This is a genomic window from Streptomyces sp. MK7 (assembly GCF_032658145.1).
GTDB classification, from domain to species: domain Bacteria; phylum Actinomycetota; class Actinomycetes; order Streptomycetales; family Streptomycetaceae; genus Streptomyces; species Streptomyces spiralis.
Genome location: NZ_JAVACL010000001.1, coordinates 175,789 through 201,002, shown reverse-complemented (window position 1 = coordinate 201,002; position 25,214 = coordinate 175,789). Strand labels below are relative to the sequence as shown.

20 protein-coding genes, 1 tRNA gene and 3 pseudogenes are annotated in these 25,214 nt (G+C 69.3%); 11 read left to right on the top strand and 13 right to left on the bottom strand.

What is annotated here, in order from left to right; genetic code table 11:
• The first annotated feature begins 73 nt into the window (after nt 1–73).
• Complete coding sequence (locus R2S09_RS00870) at nt 74–361, top strand: metal-sensitive transcriptional regulator (RefSeq protein WP_306184823.1); 288 nt, start codon at nt 74–76, stop codon at nt 359–361.
• A 54-nt stretch (nt 362–415) separates the two neighbouring features.
• On the opposite strand, the gene R2S09_RS00865 is transcribed toward R2S09_RS00870, so the two are convergent.
• The 5 genes from R2S09_RS00865 to R2S09_RS00845 all read right to left on the bottom strand — a co-directional run bounded on the left by R2S09_RS00865 (nt 416) and on the right by R2S09_RS00845 (nt 4,084).
• On the bottom strand, nt 416–1,159 hold the full coding sequence (locus R2S09_RS00865; protein ID WP_306184824.1) for a sulfite exporter TauE/SafE family protein: 744 nt from the start codon (nt 1,157–1,159) through the stop codon (nt 416–418).
• On the bottom strand, nt 1,156–1,521 hold the full coding sequence (locus R2S09_RS00860) for a rhodanese-like domain-containing protein (protein ID WP_306184825.1): 366 nt from the start codon (nt 1,519–1,521) through the stop codon (nt 1,156–1,158). Before R2S09_RS00860 ends, R2S09_RS00865 begins: the two co-directional genes overlap by 4 nt.
• A gap of 46 nt (nt 1,522–1,567) precedes the next feature.
• Nucleotides 1,568–2,926: an MBL fold metallo-hydrolase gene (locus R2S09_RS00855; protein ID WP_316739203.1), complete on the bottom strand. Its 1,359-nt coding sequence runs from the start codon at nt 2,924–2,926 to the stop codon at nt 1,568–1,570.
• A gap of 349 nt (nt 2,927–3,275) precedes the next feature.
• Nucleotides 3,276–3,674 (bottom strand): DUF302 domain-containing protein, encoded by a 399-nt coding sequence (locus R2S09_RS00850; RefSeq protein ID WP_306184827.1) that lies wholly within the window; start codon nt 3,672–3,674, stop codon nt 3,276–3,278.
• A gap of 122 nt (nt 3,675–3,796) precedes the next feature.
• On the bottom strand, nt 3,797–4,084 hold the full coding sequence (locus R2S09_RS00845; protein ID WP_306184828.1) for a metal-sensitive transcriptional regulator: 288 nt from the start codon (nt 4,082–4,084) through the stop codon (nt 3,797–3,799).
• A gap of 199 nt (nt 4,085–4,283) precedes the next feature.
• On the opposite strand from R2S09_RS00845, the gene R2S09_RS40495 reads away from it, so the two are divergent.
• Nucleotides 4,284–4,517 carry a hypothetical protein gene (locus R2S09_RS40495; protein ID WP_399143905.1) on the top strand — a complete coding sequence of 78 codons (234 nt, stop codon included), beginning with the start codon at nt 4,284–4,286 and terminating at the stop codon, nt 4,515–4,517.
• A gap of 80 nt (nt 4,518–4,597) precedes the next feature.
• On the opposite strand, the gene R2S09_RS00835 is transcribed toward R2S09_RS40495, so the two are convergent.
• Nucleotides 4,598–5,827: an FAD/NAD(P)-binding oxidoreductase gene (locus R2S09_RS00835; RefSeq protein ID WP_316739200.1), complete on the bottom strand. Its 1,230-nt coding sequence runs from the start codon at nt 5,825–5,827 to the stop codon at nt 4,598–4,600.
• 868 nt (nt 5,828–6,695) lie between these two features.
• On the opposite strand from R2S09_RS00835, the gene R2S09_RS00830 reads away from it, so the two are divergent.
• Nucleotides 6,696–8,150 (top strand): MFS transporter, encoded by a 1,455-nt coding sequence (locus R2S09_RS00830; RefSeq protein WP_372337628.1) that lies wholly within the window; start codon nt 6,696–6,698, stop codon nt 8,148–8,150.
• Nucleotides 8,151–8,964: 814 nt separating this feature from the next.
• The gene (locus R2S09_RS40490; RefSeq protein ID WP_399143904.1) at nt 8,965–10,530 is read left to right on the top strand and encodes a protein kinase domain-containing protein; all 1,566 of its coding nucleotides are present in this window, start codon (nt 8,965–8,967) and stop codon (nt 10,528–10,530) included.
• A gap of 988 nt (nt 10,531–11,518) precedes the next feature.
• Here R2S09_RS40490 and R2S09_RS00820 read toward each other — a convergent pair.
• From R2S09_RS00820 to R2S09_RS00810, 3 genes and pseudogenes are all read right to left on the bottom strand, one after another.
• Nucleotides 11,519–11,797, bottom strand: coding sequence for a hypothetical protein (locus R2S09_RS00820; RefSeq protein ID WP_316739596.1), 279 nt, complete (start codon nt 11,795–11,797; stop codon nt 11,519–11,521).
• Between the two features lie 63 nt (nt 11,798–11,860).
• Nucleotides 11,861–12,037 (bottom strand): annotated as a pseudogene (locus R2S09_RS00815) (IS110 family transposase); the annotation flags it as partial.
• Between the two features lie 59 nt (nt 12,038–12,096).
• Nucleotides 12,097–12,258 (bottom strand): annotated as a pseudogene (locus R2S09_RS00810) (transposase); the annotation flags it as partial.
• A 357-nt stretch (nt 12,259–12,615) separates the two neighbouring features.
• Here R2S09_RS00810 and R2S09_RS00805 point away from each other — a divergent pair.
• Nucleotides 12,616–13,296 carry a DUF5677 domain-containing protein gene (locus R2S09_RS00805; protein WP_316739194.1) on the top strand — a complete coding sequence of 227 codons (681 nt, stop codon included), beginning with the start codon at nt 12,616–12,618 and terminating at the stop codon, nt 13,294–13,296.
• 15 nt (nt 13,297–13,311) lie between these two features.
• Here the strand turns inward: R2S09_RS00805 and R2S09_RS00800 are convergent.
• Nucleotides 13,312–13,385 (bottom strand) — tRNA-Gly (locus tag R2S09_RS00800).
• A 519-nt stretch (nt 13,386–13,904) separates the two neighbouring features.
• Here R2S09_RS00800 and dcd point away from each other — a divergent pair.
• Both dcd and R2S09_RS00790 read left to right on the top strand, forming a co-directional pair.
• The gene (gene dcd / locus R2S09_RS00795) at nt 13,905–14,480 is read left to right on the top strand and encodes a dCTP deaminase (RefSeq protein WP_306184833.1); all 576 of its coding nucleotides are present in this window, start codon (nt 13,905–13,907) and stop codon (nt 14,478–14,480) included.
• A 17-nt stretch (nt 14,481–14,497) separates the two neighbouring features.
• The gene (locus R2S09_RS00790; RefSeq protein ID WP_316739191.1) at nt 14,498–14,995 is read left to right on the top strand and encodes a phosphoribosyltransferase; all 498 of its coding nucleotides are present in this window, start codon (nt 14,498–14,500) and stop codon (nt 14,993–14,995) included.
• A gap of 119 nt (nt 14,996–15,114) precedes the next feature.
• On the opposite strand, the gene R2S09_RS00785 is transcribed toward R2S09_RS00790, so the two are convergent.
• Together R2S09_RS00785 and R2S09_RS00780 are read right to left on the bottom strand one after the other, a co-directional pair.
• Nucleotides 15,115–16,119 (bottom strand): Yip1 family protein, encoded by a 1,005-nt coding sequence (locus R2S09_RS00785; protein WP_316739190.1) that lies wholly within the window; start codon nt 16,117–16,119, stop codon nt 15,115–15,117.
• A gap of 117 nt (nt 16,120–16,236) precedes the next feature.
• The gene (locus R2S09_RS00780; protein WP_316739188.1) at nt 16,237–17,706 is read right to left on the bottom strand and encodes a VCBS repeat-containing protein; all 1,470 of its coding nucleotides are present in this window, start codon (nt 17,704–17,706) and stop codon (nt 16,237–16,239) included.
• Nucleotides 17,707–18,015: 309 nt separating this feature from the next.
• On the opposite strand from R2S09_RS00780, the gene R2S09_RS00775 reads away from it, so the two are divergent.
• Nucleotides 18,016–18,345 (top strand): antibiotic biosynthesis monooxygenase, encoded by a 330-nt coding sequence (locus R2S09_RS00775; RefSeq protein WP_306184854.1) that lies wholly within the window; start codon nt 18,016–18,018, stop codon nt 18,343–18,345.
• Between the two features lie 179 nt (nt 18,346–18,524).
• On the opposite strand, the gene R2S09_RS00770 is transcribed toward R2S09_RS00775, so the two are convergent.
• Nucleotides 18,525–20,807: a (Fe-S)-binding protein gene (locus tag R2S09_RS00770; protein WP_316739185.1), complete on the bottom strand. Its 2,283-nt coding sequence runs from the start codon at nt 20,805–20,807 to the stop codon at nt 18,525–18,527.
• 205 nt (nt 20,808–21,012) lie between these two features.
• Here R2S09_RS00770 and R2S09_RS00765 point away from each other — a divergent pair.
• The 3 genes and pseudogenes from R2S09_RS00765 to grpE form a co-directional block, all read left to right on the top strand.
• Nucleotides 21,013–22,002 (top strand): annotated as a pseudogene (locus R2S09_RS00765) (MraY family glycosyltransferase); the annotation flags it as partial.
• A 589-nt stretch (nt 22,003–22,591) separates the two neighbouring features.
• Entirely contained in the window at nt 22,592–24,454 is a 1,863-nt protein-coding gene (gene dnaK, locus R2S09_RS00760; protein ID WP_306184858.1) for a molecular chaperone DnaK, read from the top strand.
• Entirely contained in the window at nt 24,451–25,146 is a 696-nt protein-coding gene (gene grpE, locus R2S09_RS00755) for a nucleotide exchange factor GrpE (RefSeq protein WP_306184860.1), read from the top strand. The genes dnaK and grpE overlap by 4 nt, the downstream gene beginning before the upstream one ends.
• The last annotated feature ends 68 nt before the right edge of the window (nt 25,147–25,214 follow it).

Here is a 25,214-nt window from a genome sequence, read left to right as displayed (position 1 = left end):
TCATCCTTGTGAGTCGTGGGTGCCCCGGTTACGGGAGCGCTTGTTTCCCGTGGGGTGTCTGTGAGGAGTGGTCGTGGAACTTGATCTGGCGGATGCGGAGCTGCGGTCGGTGCTGAACCGGCTGCGCCGGGCGCAGGGTCAGATATCCGGAGTGATCCGGATGATCGAGGAGGGGCGCGACTGCGAGGAGGTCGTCACCCAGCTCGCGGCCGCATCGCGCGCCCTCGACCGAGCAGGATTCGCCGTGATTGCCACCGGACTCCAGCGGTGCCTCGCGGACTCCGGCAGTGGTGACGGGTCCGGTGAGGATCGTGAACAGATGCGTGCCCGGCTGGAGAAGCTCTTCCTCTCGCTGGCCTGACGCTCTCCCGCCCCCTTGCCTGAGGAGTGTGGACCCCGAGGCGTGTGGACTCGGTCATGCGATCACGTCCACGAGCATGAAGGCCGCGACCGCGAGCAGCACGTAGGCGAAGAGGCGCTGAAGGGTATGTCCCTTGATCTTCTTCGACAGGCGTTTGCCGTCCCAGGCGCCCAGGATCGCCGCCGCGGTGAACGGTGCGATGACGGCCCAGTCCAGGTGCGTGCCGGTGCCGGCCCGGGCGGCGAGCGCGGCCAGGGAGTTGATCGTGATGACCAGCAGGCTGCTGCCGACAGCCCGGCGCATGGGCAGGCTCAGCACGCTCACCAGTGCCGGGACGGCGAGGAAGCCGCCGCCCACGCCCAGGAACCCGGTCACCGCGCCGAGGCCGGCCCCGGCGGCGCCCGCCTTGCCGGGGCTGACCGCGCCGGACGGCTCGCTGCGGGCGGGCCGCAGCATGCGCAGCGCGGCGAGCGCCGCGATGACGGCGAAAGCGACCGTGAGCATGGTCTGCGGCAGGTGGCCGGCGGCGGCCCCGGCGAGCATCGCGGGCACGATGCCGGCCGCGGCGAACAGCAGCCCGGTGCGCCAGGCCACATTGCCCTCCCGGGCGTGCCCGACGAGCGCCGTGACCGAGGTGAGTGTGACGATGACCAGGCTGGCCGTCGTTGCTTCCGCCGGTGTGAAACGGAGCAGGTAGATCAGGGCGGGTACGGCGAGGACGCTGCCGCCTCCGCCGAGACCACCCAGGGCCAGGCCGATGACGGCGCCGGCGACGAGCGCGAGGATCAGAGCGGTCATGCTATGGAGCCTTCGTTCCCGCGTCGGTCGACGACCGGGTGACCGGCGGCGGCCCACGCCTGCATGCCGCCCTTGACGTCCACCACGTCGGCGCCGCGTGCGGCCAGCAGCTTGGCGGCGCGCTGCGAGCGGTTCCCGCTGCGGCAGATCACCACCAGCGGCCGTCCCCGGCCCGCGGCGGGTAGTGCCCCGCCGGCCGCCAGGCGGGAAAGCGGCGCGTGGAGGGCGCCGGTAGCGTGACCGGCGTCCCACTCGTCCTGCTCGCGCACGTCCAGCAGCACGGCCGGGGCGCCGGTGCCCTGGGTGCGTCGGCGGGCCTCGTCCACGGTGACGCGGTCCCCGCTGCTACGGAAGAGGAACATGGCACAACCTCTCGGAGGGGCTGACGGAGGGGTACGGCAGGGCTGTTCAGCCGGTGACGACGGGCAGTCCGGCGCCGGTGGCGGCGTCGAATCCGTCGTCGACGGCCACCACGTCCCGCCCGGCGGCGTCCAGCAGCGAGGCGGCGATACCGGCCCGCATCCCGCCGGCGCAGTGCACCCAGACGGTGCCGTCCGGCACCTCGCCCAGCCGCTTGTGCAGCTGGTGGATGGGGATGTGCACGGAGCCCTCGATGTACCCGGCGGCGCGCTCGGAGTCGCGCCGTACGTCCAGGACGACGATGCCGTCGGTGCCGTGCTCGGCCAGTCCGGCGAACGTGGACCGGGAGAAGGACGCCAGGGAGCCGCCCTCGGCCACCCACTCCTCGGGCGAACCGGTCGCGGCGGCGGCGGGCCGGTCGATGCCGACCCGGACGAGTTCGCGCTGGGCGGCGGCCAGTTGCTCGGGCGACTCGGCGAGCAGGGTCACCGGCTTGCCCCACGGGATCATCCAGGCCAGGTAGGTGGCGATCTTGCCGTCCGCCTCGAAGTTGAACGAACCGGCGACATGGCCCTCGGCGAACGCGATACGGCTGCGCAGGTCGACCACCCATTCGCCGGCCGCGAGGCGGGCGGCGATCTCTTCGGCGTCGGCGACGGCCGGGGGAGTCAGATCCACCGGAGCCGGGCCGCCGGCGTTGGCCGGGCCCATGTGTGCGTAGTAGGCGGGCACGTCGTCGAGGTCGGCCAGCAGCCGCGCGACGAAGGAGTCCACGTCCTGGGTCAGCGCCGCGTTGCCGCTCTTCTCCCTGCCGATGGTGGTGACGTCACCCTCGGCCTGCGCCGAGGAGCAGAAGCTGCCGAAGCCGTGGGTGGGCAGCACGGACGTCTCGTCGGGCAGTTCGTCCGCCAGCCGGTGCGCGGAGGCGTGCTGGGCACGGGCCAGCCGCTCGGTCAGCCGCGGCTCGACGAGGTCCGGCCGGCCCACCGTGCCGATCAGCAGCGAACCACCGGTGAACGCGGCCACCGGCACGTTGTTCTCCTGCAGCACGTACGAGGTGTGGTGCGGGGTGTGACCCGGAGTGGCCACGGCTCGCAGGTCCAGTCCGGAGTCGACGGTGACCGTGTCGCCGTCGGCCACCGGCACCCGGGCGAACGACACGCGCGCGCCGACCGGCACCAGATAGGCGGCACCCGTCACGCGCGCCAGCTCCAGCCCGCCGGTGACGTAGTCGTTGTGGATGTGGGTCTCCACCACGTGCGAGATCCGCACTCCGCGCCGGGCGGCCGCCGCCAGAACCTGGTCGAAGTCGCGCGGCGGGTCCACGGCCACGGCCGTCTGCTTGCCGCCGGCCAGGTAGTGGCGGTTGCCGAGACCGTCGAGCTCGATGGTGTCGATGAAGAACACGGAGATGTCCCTTCCCACTAGATTACCCCGGGGGGTATGAGTAACACCGTAACATGAGTACCCCCGGGGGTATTCCTGATACCGGGTGGGGTATTACTGCGTCTGTCGGCACACCTGGCGTGAGCCGGGGCGGGTTGGGTGGAGGGCTCCCCCGGACGTCGGTGCGAGCGGAGGCATTCAGGGCGCGGCGCAGTCGGGCGAGGGCCTCGGTGGGCGTGCGGGGCATCCGTTGTCCGCCCGAGTGACGGGCGTGTGAGCTGCCGGTGTCCGGGACGGCGCCTGTCTTCGGGCAGCGTGGAGCCGGCTGCGGAGCCGGGGTGCCGACCGGCTGTACGCAGTCGTGTCGGACTTACGCGGTCCGGGTGGCGAGGGAGGCGAGCGCAGCGTCGAGGCGGCGGGTCGCCTCGTCGGCGATGGGACGCAGGGCATCGAGCCCGGTGATGGCGACCATCGTGTCCGGGTCGAGCGCCTGGACGGCGGTACGGTCGCCCTCGGTGCGGACGACCACATTGCAGGGAAGCAGCAGGCCGATGGAGCGGTCGGCGTCGAGAGCGCGGTGAGCGAGCGTCGGGTTGCAGGCGCCGAGGATGACGTACTCCTCCATGTCCTGGTCCAGCTTGGCCTTGAGGGTGGCGGTGACGTCGATCTCGGTGAGGATTCCGAAGCCCTGCGCGGACAGGGCCTCGCGGACACGCTCGACGGCGGTGGCGAAGCCGATGTCGAGGTGCACGGTGCGGTCGTAGGTCATGACCTTGCCTTTCGATGACTCGACGGTGCCGGAACGGGTGTCCCAGTGTCTGTGGCCCACGCGTGCCGGCGTCCGGAGAGGTCCCGGAAGCGCGCGTGCGGAGCGAGCGTTTCGTGCCGTTCTCACGCCAGTGACAGGAAGAGCCTCTCCAGTCGGTTGCGGATCTGCTCGGTGTCCTCACCGTTCTTCCGGCCGGTGTCGATGTCGGTCACGCACTGCTGCAGACCGGTGGCGATGATGGCGAATCCGGCGCGGTCCAGGGCGCGGGACGCGGCGGCGAGCTGCGTGACGACGTCTTCGCAGTCGCGGCCTTCTTCGATCATCCGGATCACGCCTGAGATCTGCCCTTGCGCGCGGCGCAGTCGGTTCAGCACGGATTTCAGGTCCGAGCCTTCAAGCTCCAGTTCCACGACCACTCCTCCGGTTCATACCCCAAGGGGTATTTTACCGCCTCGCGCATACCCGGCGGGGTACCTCTGGTACCCGTCCGGGGCGGATCTGTTCCGGGAGGTCACGGCCGTACGGCGCGGACCAGCGTGTTGATGGGGTACTCGGCTTCGCGAGGCGTCCGTAGCCGATCCAGGCGCCGGTGCGGGCGGCCATCTCCAGGTGACCGGCGAGGAAGTCGGCGTGGAAGTGGGTGTTGAGGACGCCCTCGACGGTGGAACCGTGGGCGTCGGCGTCGGTGAGGTATTCGGAGACGTCGCGGCGCGGGTCCACGACCACGGCCCTGCCGGTGGTCTCGTCGGCGATCAGCTACGACGCCTGGGACAGGCAGTCGAGGTAGTACTGGGCGAAGAACACGGGCGGTCTTCCATGCTGAATCAGGGGTATGCCGGGTGAGAGGAGGCACAGGCGCGCTGTCGGTGCCTCTCGGGTGCGCAGAGGACCGGCCCGGGTCGGGGGAAGCCCGGGCCGGTCGGTCACAGGCGGCCGGTCAGCATGCCGTGCCAGTACACCGACGGCAGCACGTACCGCTTGAACACCCACATGTCGCGCCGCTCCTTGAAGGTGTTGATGAGCGGGAAGGTGGGAGCGGGCCGCAGGTCGTAGTCGAACTCGGCGAGCAGCATCCGGTCGCGGGCGGTCACCAGCGGGCAGGAGGTGTAGCCGTCGTAACGCCGCGCAGGCGTCCGGCCGTTCATCACGTCCAGCACGTTGCCGGCCACGACCGGCGCCTGCTTGCGCACGGCCGCGCCGGTCTTGGAGGTCGGCAGGTTCGCCACATCGCCGAGAGCGAAGACGTTTGCGTACCGCGGGTGCTGCAGCGTGTGTTTGTCGGCGGCGACGAACCCCAGAGGGCTCCCCGGGTCGGCGAGCGGGCTGTCCTTGACCCAGTCGGGCGCGCTCTGCGGCGGCACGGCGTGCAGCAGGTCGTAGTGGACGGTCTCCTCGGCACCGTTCGCGTGATCGGTGAGAACGACCTCGCGGCGGTCGCCGTTCACGGCGGTCATCTCCGACCGCAGCCGCACCTCGATGCCGTACCGGGCGGCCACCTGCTCCAGGGTGCGTCCCCATTCGGGCACCTTGAACAGGACGGGGTCCGGGATGACGAGGATGATCCGGATCCGGTCGAGAACCTTCTGCTTGCGCCAGTGGTCGGCGGCCAGGTACGCGATCTTCTGGGGTGCACCGCCGCACTTGAGCGGGGTCGCCGGGTGGGTGAAGACGGCCGTGCCCGACCGCATCTGCCTGATCAGGTCCCAGGTGCGAAGAGCGTACTCCGGCGCGTAGTTGCTGCTCACCCGGTCGTGTCCCACCGCTTCGGCGAGCCCGGGTACGGCTGCCCAGTCCAGTTGCAGTCCGGGGGCCATCACGAGGTGCTCGTAGGTGAGCTCGGCGCCACCGGACAGCGCGACGGTGCGGGCGTCGGGGTCGACGGCGAGGGCATGCCGGCCTATCCAGCGCACTCCGTCGGGAATGACGGACGCCTCGGGCCGGCGGGTGCTGCGCAAGGATGCCTGGCCGCCGCCGACCAGGGTCCACAGGGGCTGGTACCAGTGCGTGTCGGACGGTTCGACGAGGGTGATGTCGGTGACGCCGGCGCGACGCAGCCGGGCGGCGACGCTGATCCCGGCGCTGCCGCCGCCGACGATGGCGACGCGGTGCCGGCCGGCGGTCGTGTCGGTGCCGGGTGGGGGGCTGGCGACCATGGTGGAAGTCCTTTCCCTCTGGTCAGACACCTGTCCAGTGCCTCCACGGATACCCTGGGGGGTTTATTGCTGACGAGGCTACGACGTCGTGCCGAGGCCGGTCAAATACCCACCGGGGTATTTGAGACAGGCAAAATATCTGACTTTTTCGGTTTCGCTTCAGCTGCCTGAGCAGGGGACTGATGTGCATCCGGACCCACCTGAGCGGCTCCCCCCGCACCGAACTCCAAGCCGTGAGTCACGTCTTCCGTGCGTCGCCGATAACCGGCCAGGCATGGCTGCCCATCCTCGGCATCGCCGCGCTCGGCGTCGCCGTTGACAAGCTCGTGAGGTCAGGTGATGTGATCGTGCGGGCCGGCAGGTCGGCCGGTGTCGGCCTGCTCGTCTCAATCTCCAGCCTGTGGCCGGCGACTTGTTCACATGGCCGACTGGCCTGCCACTCGAATGCTCTGGACTGCCGACCTGCGTGACGGTTTCGGAGTGTCGGGTGACTCTTCGTCCAGGATGCGGCGGGCCTCGAGTTCCACTGGAACGGGCACGTAGGTGCGAATCGGCAGGAATGTGAAGGTCTGCCGTGCCGTGGCGACGGCGCGATCTCCTCGGGGGGGTGTGGGGGTCGCCGTAGGGGGTCTTGAGTTGCTCGGTGACATGCCGCAGGGCCGCTTCTTTTGTCCAGGTCGATTTTTGTCCAGGTCGATCGACGCGATTCCCCTGAGTTGTCGGGGCCGCTTTGCCTTGCGTGAGGGGGCCGCGGCAGCCGCCATGGACATTCCTCGACTTCGTCATCCGGACGGAGTGGGTGCAGCTGCCGCGACCGCGAGATAGGACGATGGCAAAATAGTTCGGTGACCGATGTAACCTGGGAGGTATGGCCACTGACATGAGTCCGCACCCCTCGAAAGGGAGCTGGTCCACTGTGTTCACCGCTGAGCGGCCACGTCCCGAGGGGGTGCGCTCGCTGCCGAACGCCTGGTGGCTGGCCGTCGGGACGGTGTGCTTCGGGGCGTTCATGGGGCAGCTGGACGCCAGCATCGTCACGCTGACCTACGGCAGTCTGCGCACGGAGTTCCACGCGTCACTGGCGGCGGTGGAGTGGGTGTCGCTGGCCTACCTGCTGACGCTGGTGGCCCTGCTGGTGCCGGCCGGGCGGCTGGCCGACGCGCACGGCCGCAAGCTGCTGTACCTGTACGGGTTCGCCGTCTTCACTCTGGCCTCCGCCGCCTGCGGCCTCGCTCCGTCTCTGCTCGCACTTGTCGCGTTCCGTGTGGTCCAGGCCGCCGGCGCGGCCATGATGCAGGCCAACAGTGTCGCCCTGGTGACCACCAGTGCACCGCGCGAGCGGATGCGCAGCGCGCTCGGCGTGCAGGCCGCCGCCCAGGCGCTCGGGCTTGCGCTGGGTCCGACGGTGGGCGGGGCACTGGTCTCGGCGCTGGGGTGGCGCTGGGTGTTCTGGGTGAACGTGCCGGTTGGGCTGATCGCGCTGGTCGGCGGGCACTATCTGCTGCCGCGGACGCGGGCCCGTACGGCGGTGGCACGCTTCGACTGGGCAGGATGGGGACTGCTCGCGGTGACCACCACCAGTGCCCTGATGGGGGTGTCCGCGGCATCCGGGCTTGCCGTGCCCGACTGGGGGGTCGCCCTCCTGTTCCTACTGGCGGCCGGCTCGGGCTGGGCGTTTGTGCGCTGGCAGCGGCGGGCCGCCGTCCCGTTGCTGGACCTGACCCTGCTGCGGGTGCGAACGGTGACGTTTGGGCTGGTCGGGGCCCTGAGCGGATATCTGGTGCTGTTCGGACCGCTGGTGCTGGTGCCCGTCGTACTCACCGCGCGCGGCACCTCGGACCTGACCGCCGGACTCGTGCTCACGGCGCTGCCGGCCGGATTCGCGCTGGCCGCTACCGGCGGCGACCGCCTGCTCCCCGGCCGCCTTCCGGATCGCGGCCGTTGCCTGGCGGGAGCCTGCGCCTTCACTCTGGCGGTGGCCGCGCTGCTGGTCGTCCCGCTGACGATCGGCTGGCTGGTGCCGGTGCTGGCGCTGACCGGGCTGGGGCTGGGGACGTTCACTCCGGCCAACAACAGCATGATCATGCGCAGCATACCGGCGCGGGCCTCCGGTACCGGAGGGGGACTGGTGAACATGGCGCGCGGTCTGGGCACAGCACTCGGCGTCGCCCTGGTCACGCTCGCCCTGCACGTGGTGAGCGGCGGTGGCGTGCAAGCGGGGGCGCGCTGGGCGGCGGCCGTACTCGTGGCGGCCTCGGCCGTGGCGGTTGCTTCGGCATGGCTGAGCCCGAGCCGGGACCTGAGAGCGTCGCAGACGCTTTGATGAGCAGCGTGAAAGGAGCGCAGGAGTGATCCGGAACTCGGCTCAATGGGTACGAGACGCCTGCGTGACCGGCCTGGATGCCCTGGTCTCGGCACTCGCTGTGACGGGTGCCGTGGTGCTGCAGGCGCGCTGGATGGCCGCCGTGGCCGGTGTGTGGTCGGTCTTGGCCGTGCGTCAGGGCTGGCTGAGTGCTCGGGAGTTTCGCCGCCACGGCGGGTAGGCCGGGCGTCCGACAGCAACCGCTGGGTGTCCGATGAGTGGACAGGACGCCGATGTGGCGGTGAGAACGCCGGGCGGGCCGACCAGGCGATTGCTCCACGGATGAGCAAACCGCATGTGTGTGCGGCCCGGCTACCCTTGCCCCATGTCCGAGCAGCCCAGCGCCGAGGTCGCGTCGTGCTCTCCCGGCCCCGCCGGTCGGGATCCGGAGGCTCGCCTGCTCACCGAGGCTTGACCCGGCTGCGCCGCGCGCTGGCTATGCCACTGCGCCAGTTCGTCGTCGGTCTCTCTGCCATGGAGCGGACCGTACAGCGCGGGTCTGACAGCAAGACCCGTCTTCACGAGGGAACCGCAGCTTGGGAGCTCGTGTCTCCTGGTCCCGGTCGCCTGCTGACCCCCACGGCTGTCGGCCGCCGGTCAGTGACCTGCCGGGGAAGCGGCTGACGGCGGAGGTTGGCGACGACGGCAGTTGTCCGGCTGGCAGCTTGCCTGACCTGCTGCAACGCGCCGGCCACGGGGGAGGCGGGGCCGTTTTCGTCGCTGCGCCGACTTGGCCCGGATATCTGACACAGGCTGGGGGTACCCGCCTCGCAGCATGGCCCATGGCCGAGTCCGGTACGCGGTGACAGCAACGGAGAACCAGATGAAGGCCCGCCAATCAGCAGCCCCGCCGACGCCAGAGCCGGTTCCAGCGGATGAGCAGCCCGCCGAAGTCCTCTCCGGCCGCTACCGGTTGGGCGCGAGAATCGGATCGGGAGGCATGGCCGACGTGTACGAGGGCGTTGACACGCGCCTTCGGAGGCCCGTGGCCGTCAAGGTGTTCCGGCCCGGCCCGGACCCGCAGACGGAGGACCGTCTCACCGCGGAGGCCGTCCTTCTGGCCCGCCTGCAGCACCCGGGGCTGGTCACCGTCTACGACGCCGGCCGCCACGATGACCGCACCTACCTGGTCATGCAACTGATCGAGGGCACCACGCTGCGCGGCCTTTTGGCGTGTGGAGCGCTGTCAGAGCGGCGTGTGGTGGATGTGGGCGCCGCCCTCGCGCGGGTGCTGGCCTATGTCCACCGCGCCGGCGTCGTGCACCGAGACATCAAACCGTCGAACATCCTCCTCGACGCGGCCGGTGCTCCTCACCTGGCTGATTTCGGCATCGCGCGCCTGGCCAACGCCACCCGCCATACGGCACCGGACGTGCTGATAGGCACCGCCGCCTATCTGGCACCGGAGCAGGTTGAGGGCAGGCGGATCGGGCCGGCCGCCGACGTCTACGCGCTCGGTCTGGTCCTGCTGGAGTGCTTGAAAGGCGAACTGGAGTACCAGGGTACGCCGTTGGAGGCGACAGTCGCCCGCCTACACCGCCCACCCGAAGTCCCCACCTGGCTCCCCTCGGAATTCGCGACCCTGCTGCGGGCCATGACCGCCCAGGACCCCGAGGCCCGTCCGGACGCCGAGCAGTGCGCGCAAGCCCTCGCCTCCCGGAACGCCGGACCTGATCCATACCCCCTGCCGCTCTCGGCGCCCTCCGAGGCGGGCCTTCCGACGCCGCTGGCCGCTCACCCCGGAACGAAGGAGCACATACGCTCTCAGGAGGCGGCAGTCACCCGACGCAACCTCCCCGGCGGCACTCGCCGGAGCCGTCGCCTGGCAGCGGGGACGGCCCTGGCTCTCTCCGTGGCCCTAGGCGCGACTCTTGCCGTCACATCGAGCACTGGCGGAAGCGACGGCCGGGCAGCAGCGACGCCCGCCGAAACTTCCTCGCACCCGCCCTCCGGTACGGCGACTGCCAAGAGCGGGCCCGGTGCCCTCCCACCCACCCGACCTCACGGCGCTCAGCCCCCCTCTAGGGCATTCCGTGCGTCGCACCCTGCGGCTGCGGCAATCGGATCTCATGCCCAGCCCGTCTCTAGGACACTCAGCGCTTCTTATCCGGCGGCTGCGCCGAGCTCGAGCCGCAGCGCCTCTGCACCGCCCGCGAGCTCGAGGCCGCCCGGATCGACGTCACTACCGTCACGACCCGCGCCGACCGCAGCCGGGGCCGCTGGCCCGAGCCGGACGACACCTGCGACGGCGCCAACCGCTGGCACGACGCCCCCATCACCAAGGCCCTCGAAGAGCGGCGCCGCTACCGGCGCACCGCCCAGCCCAAGCCCGACGCATTAGAGGCCGAGGACCAAACCCGCCGTGCCGTTACATGCTCAACCTTCTGGGAGTACACCCGCTTCAGGAGACAGGCGGGGTGATCTCGCGAGTGAGCTGTGGCTTTGCTGGGTGAGGAAGCAAGCGGCTACTCGACCACAGGACACCGGCGTTGACCGTGGGTGACCCCTGCATCTGGCACGGTAGTGGCACGAACCTCAGCCGACGACAGCCAGCCACGACGGCGGGTGCGCCGACCGATCAGGCGCGTGTGCCTCGCTGCACCCCCACTGGCCTCCACCACGCTGCAGGTAAGCCGACACTGGCCAACTGATTCCGTGTCTCTTCGCTCCGGCCGTACATCGTCCAGCCTCTGCGTTCGTGGTCCAGGCGCCCGTGTCACCACCGGTCGTTGATCTCCCACCAACCGGGGGACATCGTCTGCAGCGGCCCCGGGGGTTTCAATGCCAGGCCCTGCCGAGCTCGGCGTGCCGCATCCTGCTCGGCGAGCCGTTTGGCTAACCGCCGTCTGGCCGCGCTTGCTTCTTTACGTGCCTCTTCGAGGTAAGCGTCAGACTCGCGGGGCCCTCGCAGCGCGCGAACGCATGGCCGACAGTAGACACCCTCTACGTAGGGTGTCCGGCGCGCTTCATTCGTGCATCCTCGGCCTGTGCACTTTGGCATGTGCCCCCCGTCCGTGTGGCTTGCACATTAAGGGAGTTACCCCCGCTGCTCCAGCCCCGCGCTGGTTCCCGAATTGATGCTCGTCGGCCAGTCGATCCTGTAGCCGGCACGAAGCAGCTGCGACTCGATCTTGTAGTGCCTCGCTGCACGATCTGCTGCAGCTTTTGCCTCTCCTGCTCAGTCAACCCGCGGATCTTGACCGGTGGTGTCGCTCCCGCCACCTGGATGGAGCTCCCTGCCCAACCAGCACAACGAGCAAACCCAACGAACCTTCCCGGCCCACAGCACTGGTGGAGTCTTAATGACCCAGTCAAGGCTCCGCCTGTTGTCAGGCGTCGTCGGCGGCGTCCTTGGCAAGCAGATCCAAGGCGTCGTTGTGGAAGCGGCGTTCGGCGTCGCGGCACGGGGCGTTGAAGAAGGCCCGTTGGGCCTCGGCGAGATCGCAGTCCAAGAGGCCCATGGTGACGAACACGGCTTCCACTCCATGGCACCCGTTGTCCTTGAGGAACTGCTGGAGGGCGTCCGTATCGCCACTTGCCTCCCAGACGGGCCGGGCGGTTTCCTGCATGGCAGCGATGCGCGCTGATCGTTCTGCGTCGAAGCCCACTGGGTCCGCCTCTCTGGTTTGGCTCGCAGGCTATCGCCAGAGAGTGGGGCCCGCTGGCCCATTTCAAGCACCGTGCGCGGCTGGTGGGTGGAGGGTGAAGAGCCTTCCGTCGCGCAGTAGGGCCCAGAGCACATCGACGCGTCGACGAGCGAGGGCGATGACGGCTTGAACGTGTTTGCAGCCTTCGCGTCGCTTCTTGAGGTAGTAGTCGCGATTGGGGCCGTCGCGGATGATGCTGGTAAAGCGAGCAGCAGCGCGGAGGCGGTGCCGGTGATGTCCACGGCCCAGCAGACCTCCTCCGCCAACGGGAGGATCTCACCGAGCGCGCTCAGGATTTCACTTTCGTCGTTGGGGACTTTCCGGCTCCAGATCGTTGCCCCGGTGGCATCGATGGCGGCCGGCCAATGGTGGGCCTTGCCGGCGTCGATACCGACCCAGAGGCGGAATGGTCGGTCGGCCATGGGCGTCTCCTCAGCGTCGGGCAGTACCTGTTCCGTCCGGGGGACACCCGCCGTCAGCTCCGTAAACAGCGACCTATGCGCACATCTCAATCGGCGGCCAGGCGTCCCGGAGAGCCGGGCGGCCACTCCACCGGAGCCACCGGGGGCAAGCGGCTTTAGAGCCACACCCGACTCTCCCGGACAGCCGAACAACTTACGGAGCGGCTTTGCTTGCACATGGCTCGGAGGGCGCTTCGGTCCCTGGCGTATGCACAGGTCAGCGCTCCCCCACAGCGCGGTGGGTCGGAACTCGTCCACAGATAGTCCACGATCTCTGGCTGCGGACGAGTTTGACGACAAGATCAGCTGTCAGCGGTCATGTGTTGGGTCTACCGTTCGGTCGGCTGGCGCCGGTTCTCTTCACAGAAGCAGCAGTACCGCGATGCCATTGAGAAGTTGATCGCCGACTTTCGGGCGTCTGGGCCGATCGAGACCAGACAGCGCAAGTACCGGTCCGTCCTGCTCGGGCATGGCTGGTGCACCGAAGTTCATCGGCTGGCTGAGGCGACTCTGCATCTGGTGGATCACGGTCTCGCACATGAAGCCCTGATACTGCTGCGAACCATGTTCGAGACCACTGTCAGCCTGCACTGGCTGTCTCAGAAGGGGGACGCTGGTGCACTCGGAGTCTTTGCCGAGGGTGGTCGGGTGAACCGAGCGGCAGCCAACGACATGCAGACGGCGTTCAATGTGCCTCAAGACCTGATCGACCAGATCAACAGCGAGGCGGTGGAGAAGACCGACGAGAGTGAGGTGTTTCGTCGGTTCCAGGCACAGTGCGACGAGATCGACCCGCGGAGGCAGCTCTACACCGTGTACCGATACCTCTGCGGCTATGCGCACCCCAGCTCGGCCAGTGCGTTCGCCTACATCCAGGAAGCTGGGGCCGACTCCGATCCTTCCGGCAATCAGCCAGAGGTGTGGCTACGCCTTATGGTGCGGTTGTGGTGCGCCACCTGCCCCACTGGTTCAGACAACAAAGAACCCCCGGGTCGCTGACCTGGGGGTTTAGCATGGAGCGGGTGACGAGAATCGAACTCGCGCTCTCAGCTTGGGAAGCTGATGTTCTACCATTAAACTACACCCGCGTAAGACGCCGACCGCAGTCGGTGTCCGGTGCTCGCTCACTGTACCTCATCCCTGGCTCCTGGCGTTGATCGCCGTGGGGCCTGTCTCGTTTCTGGGGGTATGAGGGCTGCGTGTGAACGGAGTTGGGGCGTACGGTGGTGGCGTGGGGGAGGGTGCTCGTGGGGCCGGAGTGCCGCCTGGAGGGTCGTCTCTTTGATCCCGTAGTGTGGCTTTTGTCGTCAGGCGGCAGAAGGCCAGACGCGGTTCTGGGGAAGGGACTTGAGGGCTTGATGGAGCGCACCGTCGTCCGTTGTGCCGAGGGGCACGTGTTCAGCACCGCTTCGTTCCCGATGCAGCAGGCCGACCGGCTCGGTCCCGGCCGGCTCGTGAGGTGTCCGCGGTGTGCCCGGCTCCGCAGTGCGGTGCCGGTGACTTTGGAGAAGCGGTAGACGCAGTGGAAGCGGTGGCAACACCGCTGTCCGGGCGCGTGGGGTCGTCCTGATTGTGGGGGCTCCGCGCGCCTTGCGTATCCTCGGGGCGTGCTTCTCTCAGACAAGGACATCCGGGCCGAGATCGACGCCGGGCGGGTGCGGATCGATCCATTCGACGAATCCATGGTGCAGCCGTCGAGTATCGACGTGCGCCTCGACCGCTATTTCCGGGTGTTCGAGAACCACCGCTACCCGCACATCGACCCCTCCGTGGAGCAGCCGGACCTCACGCGGCTCGTCGAGCCCGACGGGGACGAGCCCTTCATCCTGCACCCCGGGGAGTTCGTGCTCGCCAGTACGTACGAGGTCATCACGGTTCCCGACGACCTCGCCTTCCGGCTGGAGGGGAAGAGCTCCCTCGGGCGGCTCGGGCTGGTGACGCATTCCACCGCCGGGTTCATCGACCCCGGGTTCTCCGGGCATGTCACGCTCGAACTGTCGAATCTGGCCACCTTGCCGATCAAGCTGTGGCCCGGGATGAAGATCGGGCAGCTGTGCATGTTCCGGCTCAGCTCGCCCGCCGAGGCCCCGTACGGCAGTGAGCGCTACGGGTCCCGTTACCAGGGGCAGCGCGGGCCGACCGCCTCGCGTTCCTACCTCAATTTCCACCGGACCCGGGTCTGAGGGGCACCACCACCGACATGAGCGGCGTACGAGAGAACCTCACCTACGAGCGGTTCGGCACCGCCGTCCGCGAACTCGCGCAGACCATCGCCGACGACGGCTACGAGCCCGACATAGTGCTCAGCATCGCCCGTGGTGGTGTGTTCGTGGCCGGCGGCCTCGCCTACGCCCTCGACTGCAAGAACATCCACCTGGTGAACGTCGAGTTCTACACGGGTGTGGGCACCACGCTCGAGATGCCCGTGATGCTCGCGCCCGTGCCGAACGTGATCGACTTCTCCGACAAGAAGGTGCTGATCACCGACGACGTCGCCGACACCGGCAAGACGCTCAAGCTGGTCCGTGACTTCTGCCTGGACACCGTCGCCGAGGTCCGCAGCGCCGTGATCTATGAGAAGTCCCACTCGCTGGTGAAGTGCGAGTACGTCTGGAAGCGCACCGATGAGTGGATCAACTTCCCCTGGTCGGTCGAACCGCCCGTCGTGAAGCGGGCGGGGCAGGTGCTCGACGCCTAGGAGACGGTCGCCCGGGAGAAGAGCGCAATACGACTAGGACGGGGAAGGGGCCCCGGCGGCACGAAAGCCGGGGCCCCTTCCCTGTTCGGTCGTACGTGCGTCGGAGTTCGTACGTGCCGTCAGAACGTGCCCAGTTTCACGATCGACAGCAGTGCGATCAGCTGGATCGCCGAGGCGCCCAGGGCCTTCGGCCAGGGCAGGTCGTGGGAGCGGCTGACCATGAGGGTCAGCAGGGCGCCGCCGGCCACCCAGGTGGCCCAGCCGAGCAGCTGGACGAAGCCCGCGTCGCCGCCGAGGAAGAGGGCGACGAGCAGGCGCGGGGCGTCCGTGAGGGACATGATCAGCATGGACAGGCCGACCGTGGGCTGCCAGGCGCCGTCGCCGCCGAGCTGGCGGGCCAGGGTGTGGGTGACCACGCCCAGGATGAAGGCGCTGATCACCATGGCCACGGCCGTGACCAGGACGATCGGGACCGCGTTGGAGAGCGTGGCGTTGATCGCGTCCTGCCGGGCGCCGTCGAAACCGAAGACCGCCAGCAGGCCGTAGAGGAACGTCACGATGAGGGCGGTACCCCACATCGTGTAGTCGCGCATCTGGAGGAAGGTCTGCTGCGGGGACAGGACGATGCCCCGCAGGAGGTCCTTCCAGTGCAGGCGCGGGCCGATCGGGCCGGCCGGCGCCGAGCCCGCGCGGTAGGTCTCACCCTGGTTGTACGGGTCCTCGCCGATCGCGAACGCCTGGGTGTGCCCCGGGTTGTTGGCCGCGTACGGGTCGGGTCCGCCCTGCGGATGGGCGCCGCCGTCACCGAAGTACTCCGGCTCGCCGTGGCCGCCGTGGCCGCCGCCGTTCGCCTGGGGCCAGGGGCCCGCGCCCGGCCCGCCGCCTCCGTACTGCGGTTGCTGCTGCGGGTACGGCTGCGGCGCCGACGGGTAGCCGTACGACGGCGCCTGGCGGGGCGTCTGCTGTCCGTACGGGGGTTGTTGGGGGCGCGCTTGCGGGGCCCGGTCGTCCCGGCCGCCGCGTCCGATCCTGAATCCAGCCACGTCGTCGAACGTACCTGGTCCGGCACGGCCGCGTGCCGGGCCCGGGGGTCCGGGCCCGGCTTTGCGGCCGAGCTGTGACATCCCCTAAGGGACCGCCGGACGGCTCTCCTACCTGAGTACCGGGGCGGTGCCGGGGTGGTGTCGGGGATGGCCGGGGTTCGGGATCGGGGAGTGGGAGCGGTGGGATGCGGCCCCGGGTCAGTCGCCGAAGTTGGCGCCGAAGAGCGGGGTGCCCGTCGTCGAGACGCCCGCGTCGCTCGGCATGATCATGCGGTCGCCGCTGGTGGTGATCTTCTTGCCGTCGGAGGGCAGGTAGAGGACCGCGCCGTCACCGCTGTTCTCCGCGGAGCTCGCGATCAGGTCCGCCTTGCCGTCGCCGTTGACGTCGTCGAGCTTCACGTCGAGGCCGAGCTCGTCGTACTTCTCGTCGTTGCCGGGGACGCCGGGGTTGCTCTGGGCGAAGGACTGGGCACCGGAGGTGCTGATGCCGGACGGCGAGCCGTAGAGGACCGTGACCATGCCGGTGTCGGTGTGGGTGCCGATGTCCTCGCCCGGGCTGCCGATCACCAGGTCGAGGTACTTGTCCCCGTTGATGTCGCCGAGGTCCAGCTCGGAGCCGAACTCGTCGTTCTTCTCGGCGTTGCCGGGCACGCCCGCGGTGTCCTGGGTGATGCCGGTGGCGGAGCCGGGGCCGCTCGCCGTGCCGTAGGTGATCCAGACCTTGCCGCCCTTGCCGGAGTAGGGGACCGCCGTGCCGTCCTCGATGGTGGTCTCCCACGGGGCGCCGCTGACGATGTCGCCGTAGCCGTCGTGGTTGACGTCGCCGATCGCGGTGATGATGCCGGGCCTGAGTTCCTTGGCGGAGGCCATGCTCAGGCCGCTCGCGGTGCCGGGGATCCAGTAGTTGCGGTTCCAGCCGTACTCGGTCCGGTTCTCGTAGCCGTCGACCACCAGGTCGGTGCGGCCGTCGCCGTTGACGTCGCCGGCCGTGAGGTTGAGCGGGTAGCTGCCCGACACGACGGGCGGCTTGATCGTGTAGGTGCCGCCGGGCTTGCCGGTGGAGCTGAAGCCGCCCTTGAAGACGTAGACGGTGGTGCTGGTGCTGGAGACGGCCAGGTCCGCCTTGCCGTCGCCGTCGAAGTCGCCCGCGGCCAGGTAGAGGCCCCACTTGTCGTGGGAGTACGGGGCCGGGTCGGCGATCATGGTGCTCTTGCCGGTCAGGCCCTGGGCCGAGCCCCACAGGAGGGTGACGCTGCCGGCGTCGGCGTCGCTGCCGACGTCCTCGCCCATGGAGGTGACCGCGAGGTCGTCGTAGCCGTCGTTGTTGAAGTCGGCGTAGGCGGCGTCGGAGCCGAACGCGTCCCCGGTTTCGGCGGAGCCGGGGACGCCCGAGGTCTCCTGGCTGATCGTGGAGCGCTTGGCGCCCGATATGCCGGTGGAGGTGCCGTAGAGGACGACGAGCTGGCCGGCCTCCTTCTTGCCGTTGACGTAGGCGCCCGAGGCGGAGAAGGCGACGTCGCCCTTGCCATCGCCGTTGAAGTCGGCCTGGGGGACGACGGTGGAGTCCGCGGCGGTGGCCGGGGCGGCCGCCGCGAACGTGAGCAGCCCGCCCGTCAGCGCTGCGGCGGTGGCCGTCGCGAGGGCGGTCCTGCGGTGGTGCTGGAGCATGCGAGTTCTCCTGCGGCATGCGGGATGCCTGGCGGGCATCCTCGGTCGATGGTGGGCCGATCGCCTTTGTTCGCGGGGAGTTGGCGCCGCGTTCACGCGCTGATCGGCGATCAGGAGACCTGCGGGGATCGATGAGGGTTGTATGTGTGTTCGGTAAAGCTTTGGGATTGCTGTGATCGTTGTTGTCCGTGTGATCGATCCGAGTGGATCAGCCGGATCACCGGCTCAATGGGGCCATGGGCGGTGGCCGCGGTGGCCGGCCGGGGGTGTCCCCGGCCGCGACGGCAGCGCAGCGGGCAGGATGGGCCCATGAGCGTAGTCAAGATCAACGTGCTGACCGTGCCCGCCGAGCAGCGGGAGACTCTGGAGAAGCGGTTCGCCTCGCGTGCGCACGCCGTCGAGAACTCCGACGGGTTCGAGTGGTTCGAACTGCTGCGTCCCGTCGAAGGCACCGACACCTATCTCGTCTACACCCGGTGGCGGGACGAGGAGTCGTTCCAGGCCTGGATGGAGGGGCCGATGAAGGCCGCACACCAGGGCTCGGGCGAAGGGGGCGGGGAGCGGCCGAGGCCCGCTGCTTCCGGCTCCACCCTGTGGTCCTTCGAGGTGGTGCAGCAGGCCGCGCCCAAGGGGGCGTAGGGCGGGACGGTGGCTTGAGAGCGGCCCGGTGGCTTGAGGAGCGCCTCCGGCCCCCGGGTGCCTCACGCAGCCCCGCGGGTGCCTCGCGCGCCCGTGCACGGCGACGCCCCCATGTCCGTACGCGTACGGACATGGGGGCGTCGGTCGTCGGCCCAGCGGACCGCCTGCCTCACCGGCTCCTACTTCACCGGCTCCGGTTCCGGGGCGCTCTCGTTCGCCGCGTCGCCGGCCGGGTCGACCGGGGTCTTGACGGAGTCGAGCAGGAGCTGGGCGACGTCGACGACCTGGATGGACTCCTTCGCCGCTCCCTCGTTCTTCTTGCCGTTGACCGAGTCGGTGAGCATGACCAGGCAGAACGGGCAGGCGGTGGAGACGATGTCCGGGTTCAGCGACAGGGCCTCGTCCACGCGCTCGTTGTTGATGCGCTTGCCGATGCGCTCCTCCATCCACATCCGGGCGCCGCCGGCGCCGCAGCAGAAGCCGCGCTCCTTGTGGCGGTGCATCTCCTCGTTGCGCAGGCCCGGGACCTTGCCGATGATCTCGCGCGGGGGTGTGTAGATCTTGTTGTGGCGGCCCAGGTAGCACGGGTCGTGGTAGGTGATGACGCCCTCGACCGGAGTGACCGGGATCAGCTTGCCCTCGTCGACCAGGTGCTGGAGCAGCTGGGTGTGGTGGATGACCTCGTAGTCGCCGCCGAGCTGCGGGTACTCGTTGCCCAGCGTGTTGAGGCAGTGCGGGCAGGTGGCGACGATCTTCTTCGCCGACTTCGGCTTCCTGGACTCCTCGGTGACCTTGCCCTCGTCGTCCAGCTCCTCGCCGAACGCCGTGTTCAGGGCCATCACGTTCTCCATGCCGAGCTCCTGGAACAGGGGCTCGTTGCCGAGGCGGCGGGCGGAGTCGCCGGTGCACTTCTCGTCGCCGCCCATGATCGCGAACTTCACGCCCGCGATGTGCAGCAGCTCGGCGAAGGCCTTGGTGGTCTTCTTGGCGCGGTCCTCCAGGGCGCCGGCGCAGCCGACCCAGTACAGGTACTCGACCTCGGTCAGGTCCTCGATGTCCTTGCCGACGACCGGGACCTCGAAGTCGACCTCCTTGGTCCACTCCAGGCGCTGCTTCTTGGCCAGGCCCCAGGGGTTGCCCTTCTTCTCCAGGTTCTTGAGCATCGTGCCCGCCTCGGACGGGAACGCGGACTCGATCATGACCTGGTAGCGGCGCATGTCGACGATGTGGTCGACGTGCTCGATGTCCACCGGGCACTGCTCGACGCAGGCGCCGCAGGTGGTGCAGGACCACAGCACGTCCGGGTCGATCACGCCGTTCTCCTCGGCGGTGCCGATCAGCGGGCGCTCGGCCTCGGCGAGGGCGGACGCGGGTACGCCCGCCAGCTGCTCCTCGCTCGCCTTCTCCTCGCCCTCCATCGTCTTGCCGCCGCCCGCGAGCAGGTACGGGGCCTTGGCGTGGGCGTGGTCCCGCAGGGACATGATCAGCAGCTTGGGGGAGAGGGGCTTGCCGGTGTTCCAGGCCGGGCACTGCGACTGGCAGCGGCCGCACTCGGTGCAGGTGGAGAAGTCCAGCAGGCCCTTCCAGGAGAACTGCTCGACCTGGGAGACGCCGAAGACGTCGTCGTCGCCCGGGTCGGTGAAGTCGATCGCCTTGCCGCCACTGGTCATCGGCTGCAGCGCGCCCAGCGCCGTGCCGCCGTCCGCCTCGCGCTTGAACCAGATGTTCGGAAACGCCAGGAAGCGGTGCCAGGCCACACCCATGTCGGTCTTCAGGCCGACCACGATCATCCAGATGAAGGAGGTCGCGATCTTCAGGCCGGCGAAGAAGTAGGTGAGGTTCTGGAGCGTGGAGACGTCCATGCCCTTCAGCCACGACACGACCGGGTAGGAGATGAAGAACGAGGCCTCGTAGGAGTCCACGTGGTGCTGGGCGCCTTCGAGGGCGTGCAGCATGAAGATGCACACGCCGACGATGAGGATGACGGCCTCGACGAAGTACGCCTGGCCGAAGTTGGAGCCCGCGAAGCGGGACTTGCGCCCCGGCGTGCGCGGGTGGCTCAGCTGGCGGATCGCCATCAGGACGAGGATGCCGGCGACCGTCATGGTGCCGATGAACTCGACGTAGACGTTGTACGGCGCCCACTCGCCGATGACCGGCAGGATCCAGTCCGCCTCGAACAGCTGCCCGATCGCGTTGACGATCGTCAGCAGCAGGGTGAAGAAGCCCACCGCCACGAACCAGTGCGCCACCCCGACGACGCCCCAGCGGTTCATCCGGGTGTGGCCGAGGAACTCCTTGACCACGGTGATGGTGCGCTGTGCGGGGTCGTTGGTCCGCGTTCCGGCCGGTACCGACTGGCCCAGCCGCAGGTAGTTGTAGATCTGCAGGAGGGCGCGGCCGAACAGTGCCACGCCGACCACGATCAGGACCAGCGACACGATGATCGCGGCGAGTTGCATTGGGGCTCCTGTGAGGCGGCCTCGAAATTACTAAGCGGTAACTTATGCAGTCCGTTTGAGACTACCCCCATCCTCCGTCGCAATGTAGCCGCACGCGGGGTGATCTGGGTCGCTGAGGGTTGCCTGAGAGACTCCTGTTGATCCAATTCTGTCCTGATCGTGTTATTCACACCCAATCGATCGATATACCCCTAATTTAAGAACCGTGCTCTACGGGATCGCGACCGCCACCTCCGCTCTCCTCCTCGCCGCCCTGCTCTCGGCCCTGCTCCGGGGGCCCGCGCTGCGCCTGGGGATGGTCGACCGGCGCAGGGTGCGGCCGGTGCCGCTGCTCGGCGGGGTGGCCGTGGTGGTCAGCACCTGCCTGGTCGCGGCGGCGGGTGGCTGGACGGGCGCGGCGCCGCTGAGCCACGGGGTGGGCAGGCTGCTGACGGCGGGCGCCGGGGTGGCCGTGCTCGGGCTGGTCGCGGACGTCTGGCGGCTGAAGGCGCGGTTCCTGCTCGTCGGTACGGCCGTCGCGGCGGCCTTCGTGGTGCCGTACGACGAGACCGGGCTGCCGGCGGGTCTCGCCGCGGTGGCCTGGATCGCCTGTGTGACCGCCGCCTTCCGGGGGCTCGACCACGCCGACGGCCTCGCGGGCACGGTGGGCGTGCTCACCGCGTTCGGCGCGGGCGTGTGCGCGGCGGCCGAGATGATGGACGACCTGGCGGTGCTGCTGAGCGTGCTGGCCGCCGCCCTCACCGGCTTCCTGATGCACAACTGGCATCCGGCGCGGATCGCCTTCGGCGCGTGTGGCTCCCTTTTCACCGGGTTCGTGCTGGCCGCCGCTGCGGTGCTGGTCCGCACCGGGTACGACGCCGCCTCCACCGTGGCCGTGCTGTTCGCGCTCACCGCCATGGCGACCGCCGACGCCGTCCTCGTCGTCCTCTCCCGGCGGCTGGCGGGACGCCCGGTCCACCGCCGCGGCCCCGACCACCTCGCCCACCGGCTGCGCCGGCTGGGGCTCACTCCGCCGGGCGCGACCGTCGTGCTCGGCGCCGGGACGTTCGCCGCGGTCCTGGTCGGCGCCCTGGTCCACACGGGCTGGCTGGCGCCGGCGGGCGGGCTGTGGCTGGCGGGCGCGGTCCTGGCGGCCGTCCTCGGCCTGTTGTGCGTACGGGTGTACGGTCCGCGCCGCCCCACCGAACTCCACGGCACGGCCACCAGGTCCGCCACGACCGGGACGCACGCCACTGCCACCCGGTCGCGCGCGGGGGCCGAGGGCCATGGCACCGGCACGCGGTCGCGCCCGGTGGCCGGGGACTACGCCACGGCCACCCGTTCGCGTACGGTCGAGGAGTACGGCGGGTACGGCACGGCCACCCGGTCCCGCCCCCGCCCCGCCGATCCGTACGGCACCGGGGCCCGGGCGGCCGCCGATCCGGGAACTTCGCGCACCCCCGCGGTCGTATCCCCCTCCGAAGGGCTGCGCAGCCCCGGCCCGCTCCGGGCGCTCCGCGCCTCCCCGCCCGCTCCCGCGCCCCACGCCCTCGGGACTCCGCACCACACGCATATGACGCAGAACCGGCCGGAGTGCGCCTCGCAGATCTTCACTCCCCGTCCTGCTCGTCAACCTGAATATCCCGCGCCGCCATCCCGGCGGTCCTCGTTTTCGCAGCTCAGAGAGTCCTTGCGTGTAAGGGATGGATAAGAGTTGAGTCCGGCTGACTCAGGTCTGTTGACCCGGATGCATGTGTCGTGCACACTTGAGTCCGTTCCACTCAAGTCAGCTGGAGGAATTCACCATGGCACGTGCGGTCGGCATCGACCTGGGCACGACTAACTCCGTCGTCAGCGTTCTGGAGGGCGGCGAGCCCACCGTCATCACCAACGCCGAGGGCGCCAGGACCACGCCGTCCGTCGTCGCCTTCGCCAAGAACGGCGAGGTGCTGGTCGGCGAGGTGGCCAAGCGTCAGGCCGTCACCAACGTCGACAGGACCATCCGGTCGGTCAAGCGCCACATGGGCACCGACTGGAAGATCAACCTCGACGGCAAGGACTTCAACCCGCAGCAGATCAGCGCGTTCGTGCTGCAGAAGCTGAAGCGGGACGCCGAGGCCTACCTGGGCGAGAAGGTGACCGACGCGGTCATCACCGTCCCGGCGTACTTCAACGACGCCGAGCGCCAGGCCACCAAGGAGGCCGGCGAGATCGCCGGTCTGAACGTGCTGCGCATCGTCAACGAGCCGACGGCCGCCGCCCTGGCGTACGGCCTCGACAAGGACGACCAGACCATCCTGGTCTTCGACCTCGGTGGCGGCACCTTCGACGTCTCGCTGCTGGAGATCGGCGACGGCGTCGTCGAGGTGAAGGCCACCAACGGTGACAACCACCTCGGTGGTGACGACTGGGACCAGCGCGTCGTCGACTACCTGGTCAAGCAGTTCCAGTCCGGCCACGGTGTGGACCTGTCCAAGGACAAGATGGCCCTCCAGCGTCTGCGTGAGGCGGCGGAGAAGGCCAAGATCGAACTGTCCTCGTCCACCGAGACCTCGATCAACCTGCCCTACATCACCGCCTCCGCCGAGGGCCCGCTGCACCTGGACGAGAAGCTCACCCGCGCCCAGTTCCAGCAGCTGACCGCGGACCTTCTGGAGCGCTGCAAGACGCCGTTCCACAACGTCATCAAGGACGCCGGCATCTCCATCAACGAGATCGACCACGTCGTCCTCGTCGGTGGCTCCACCCGTATGCCCGCCGTCGCCGACCTCGTCAAGGAGCTGACCGGCGGCAAGGAGGCCAACAAGGGTGTGAACCCGGACGAGGTCGTCGCCATCGGCGCCTCGCTCCAGGCCGGTGTCCTCAAGGGTGAGGTCAAGGACGTCCTGTTGCTCGACGTCACCCCGCTGTCCCTCGGCATCGAGACCAAGGGCGGCATCATGACCAAGCTGATCGAGCGCAACACCACGATCCCGACCAAGCGCTCGGAGATCTTCACCACGGCCGAGGACAACCAGCCGTCGGTGCAGATCCAGGTCTACCAGGGCGAGCGCGAGATCGCCGCGTACAACAAGAAGCTCGGCATGTTCGAGCTGACCGGCCTGCCGCCGGCCCCGCGCGGTGTCCCGCAGATCGAGGTCTCCTTCGACATCGACGCCAACGGCATCATGCACGTGACCGCCAAGGACCTGGGCACGGGCAAGGAGCAGAAGATGACCGTCACCGGCGGCTCCTCGCTGCCGAAGGACGAGGTCGACCGCATGCGCGAGGAGGCCGAGCGCTACGCGGAGGAGGACCACAAGCGCCGCGAGGCCGCCGAGACCCGCAACCAGGGCGAGCAGCTCGTCTACCAGACCGAGAAGTTCCTCAAGGACAACGAGGACAAGGTCCCGGGCGAGATCAAGACCGAGGTGGAGTCCGCCGTCGCCGAGCTGAAGGAGAAGCTCAAGGGCGACTCCGCCGAAGGTGACAACACCGCCGAGATCCGCACCGCCACGGAGAAGGTCGCCGCCGTCTCCCAGAAGCTCGGCCAGGCGATGTACGCCGACGCCCAGGCCGCGCAGGCCGCGGGCGGTGCCGGTGACGCCGGTGCCGGCCAGGCGAAGGCCGACGACGACGTGGTGGACGCCGAGATCGTCGACGACGAGCGCAAGGACGGTGCCGCGTGACGGAGGAGACCCCGGGCTTCGACGAGCAGCAGCCCGACGTCCCCTCCGGCGCCACCTCCGACGACGCCGAGCCGAAGGCCGCCTCCTCCGCCAAGGAGGAGGGGGCGGCCCCGGCCGGGGACGCCGCTCAGTCGGCCGGTCTGACGGCCCAGCTGGACCAGGTGCGTACGGCGCTCGGCGAGCGCACGGCGGACCTCCAGCGGCTCCAGGCCGAGTACCAGAACTACCGCCGCCGGGTCGAGCGCGACCGGGTCGCGGTCAGGGAGATCGCCATCGCGAACCTCCTGACCGAGCTCCTGCCCGTGCTCGACGACATCGGGCGCGCGCGGGAACACGGCGAACTGGTGGGCGGTTTCAAGTCCGTCGCCGAGTCGCTGGAGACCGTGGCGGCCAAGATGGGACTGCAGCAGTTCGGCAAGGAGGGCGAGCCCTTCGACCCGACGGTCCACGAGGCGCTGATGCACTCCTACGCGCCTGACGTCACCGAGACGACGTGCGTGGCGATCCTGCAGCCCGGGTACCGGATCGGCGAGCGCACCATCCGCCCCGCGCGGGTGGCGGTGGCCGAGCCCCAGCCGGGCGCCCAGACGGTCAAGCCGGCCGAGGAGTCCGGCAAGGCCAAGGGCGACGCGCAGGGTGAGGCCGGCGACGCCGGTGAGGGCAAGGACAGTGGTGGCCCTGAGGAGGGCTGACGGCGAAGGCGCCATAGGCACCACGGCAGCCGCGGGTGCCATGGTCGCCGGGGGCGTCGTGAGTGACG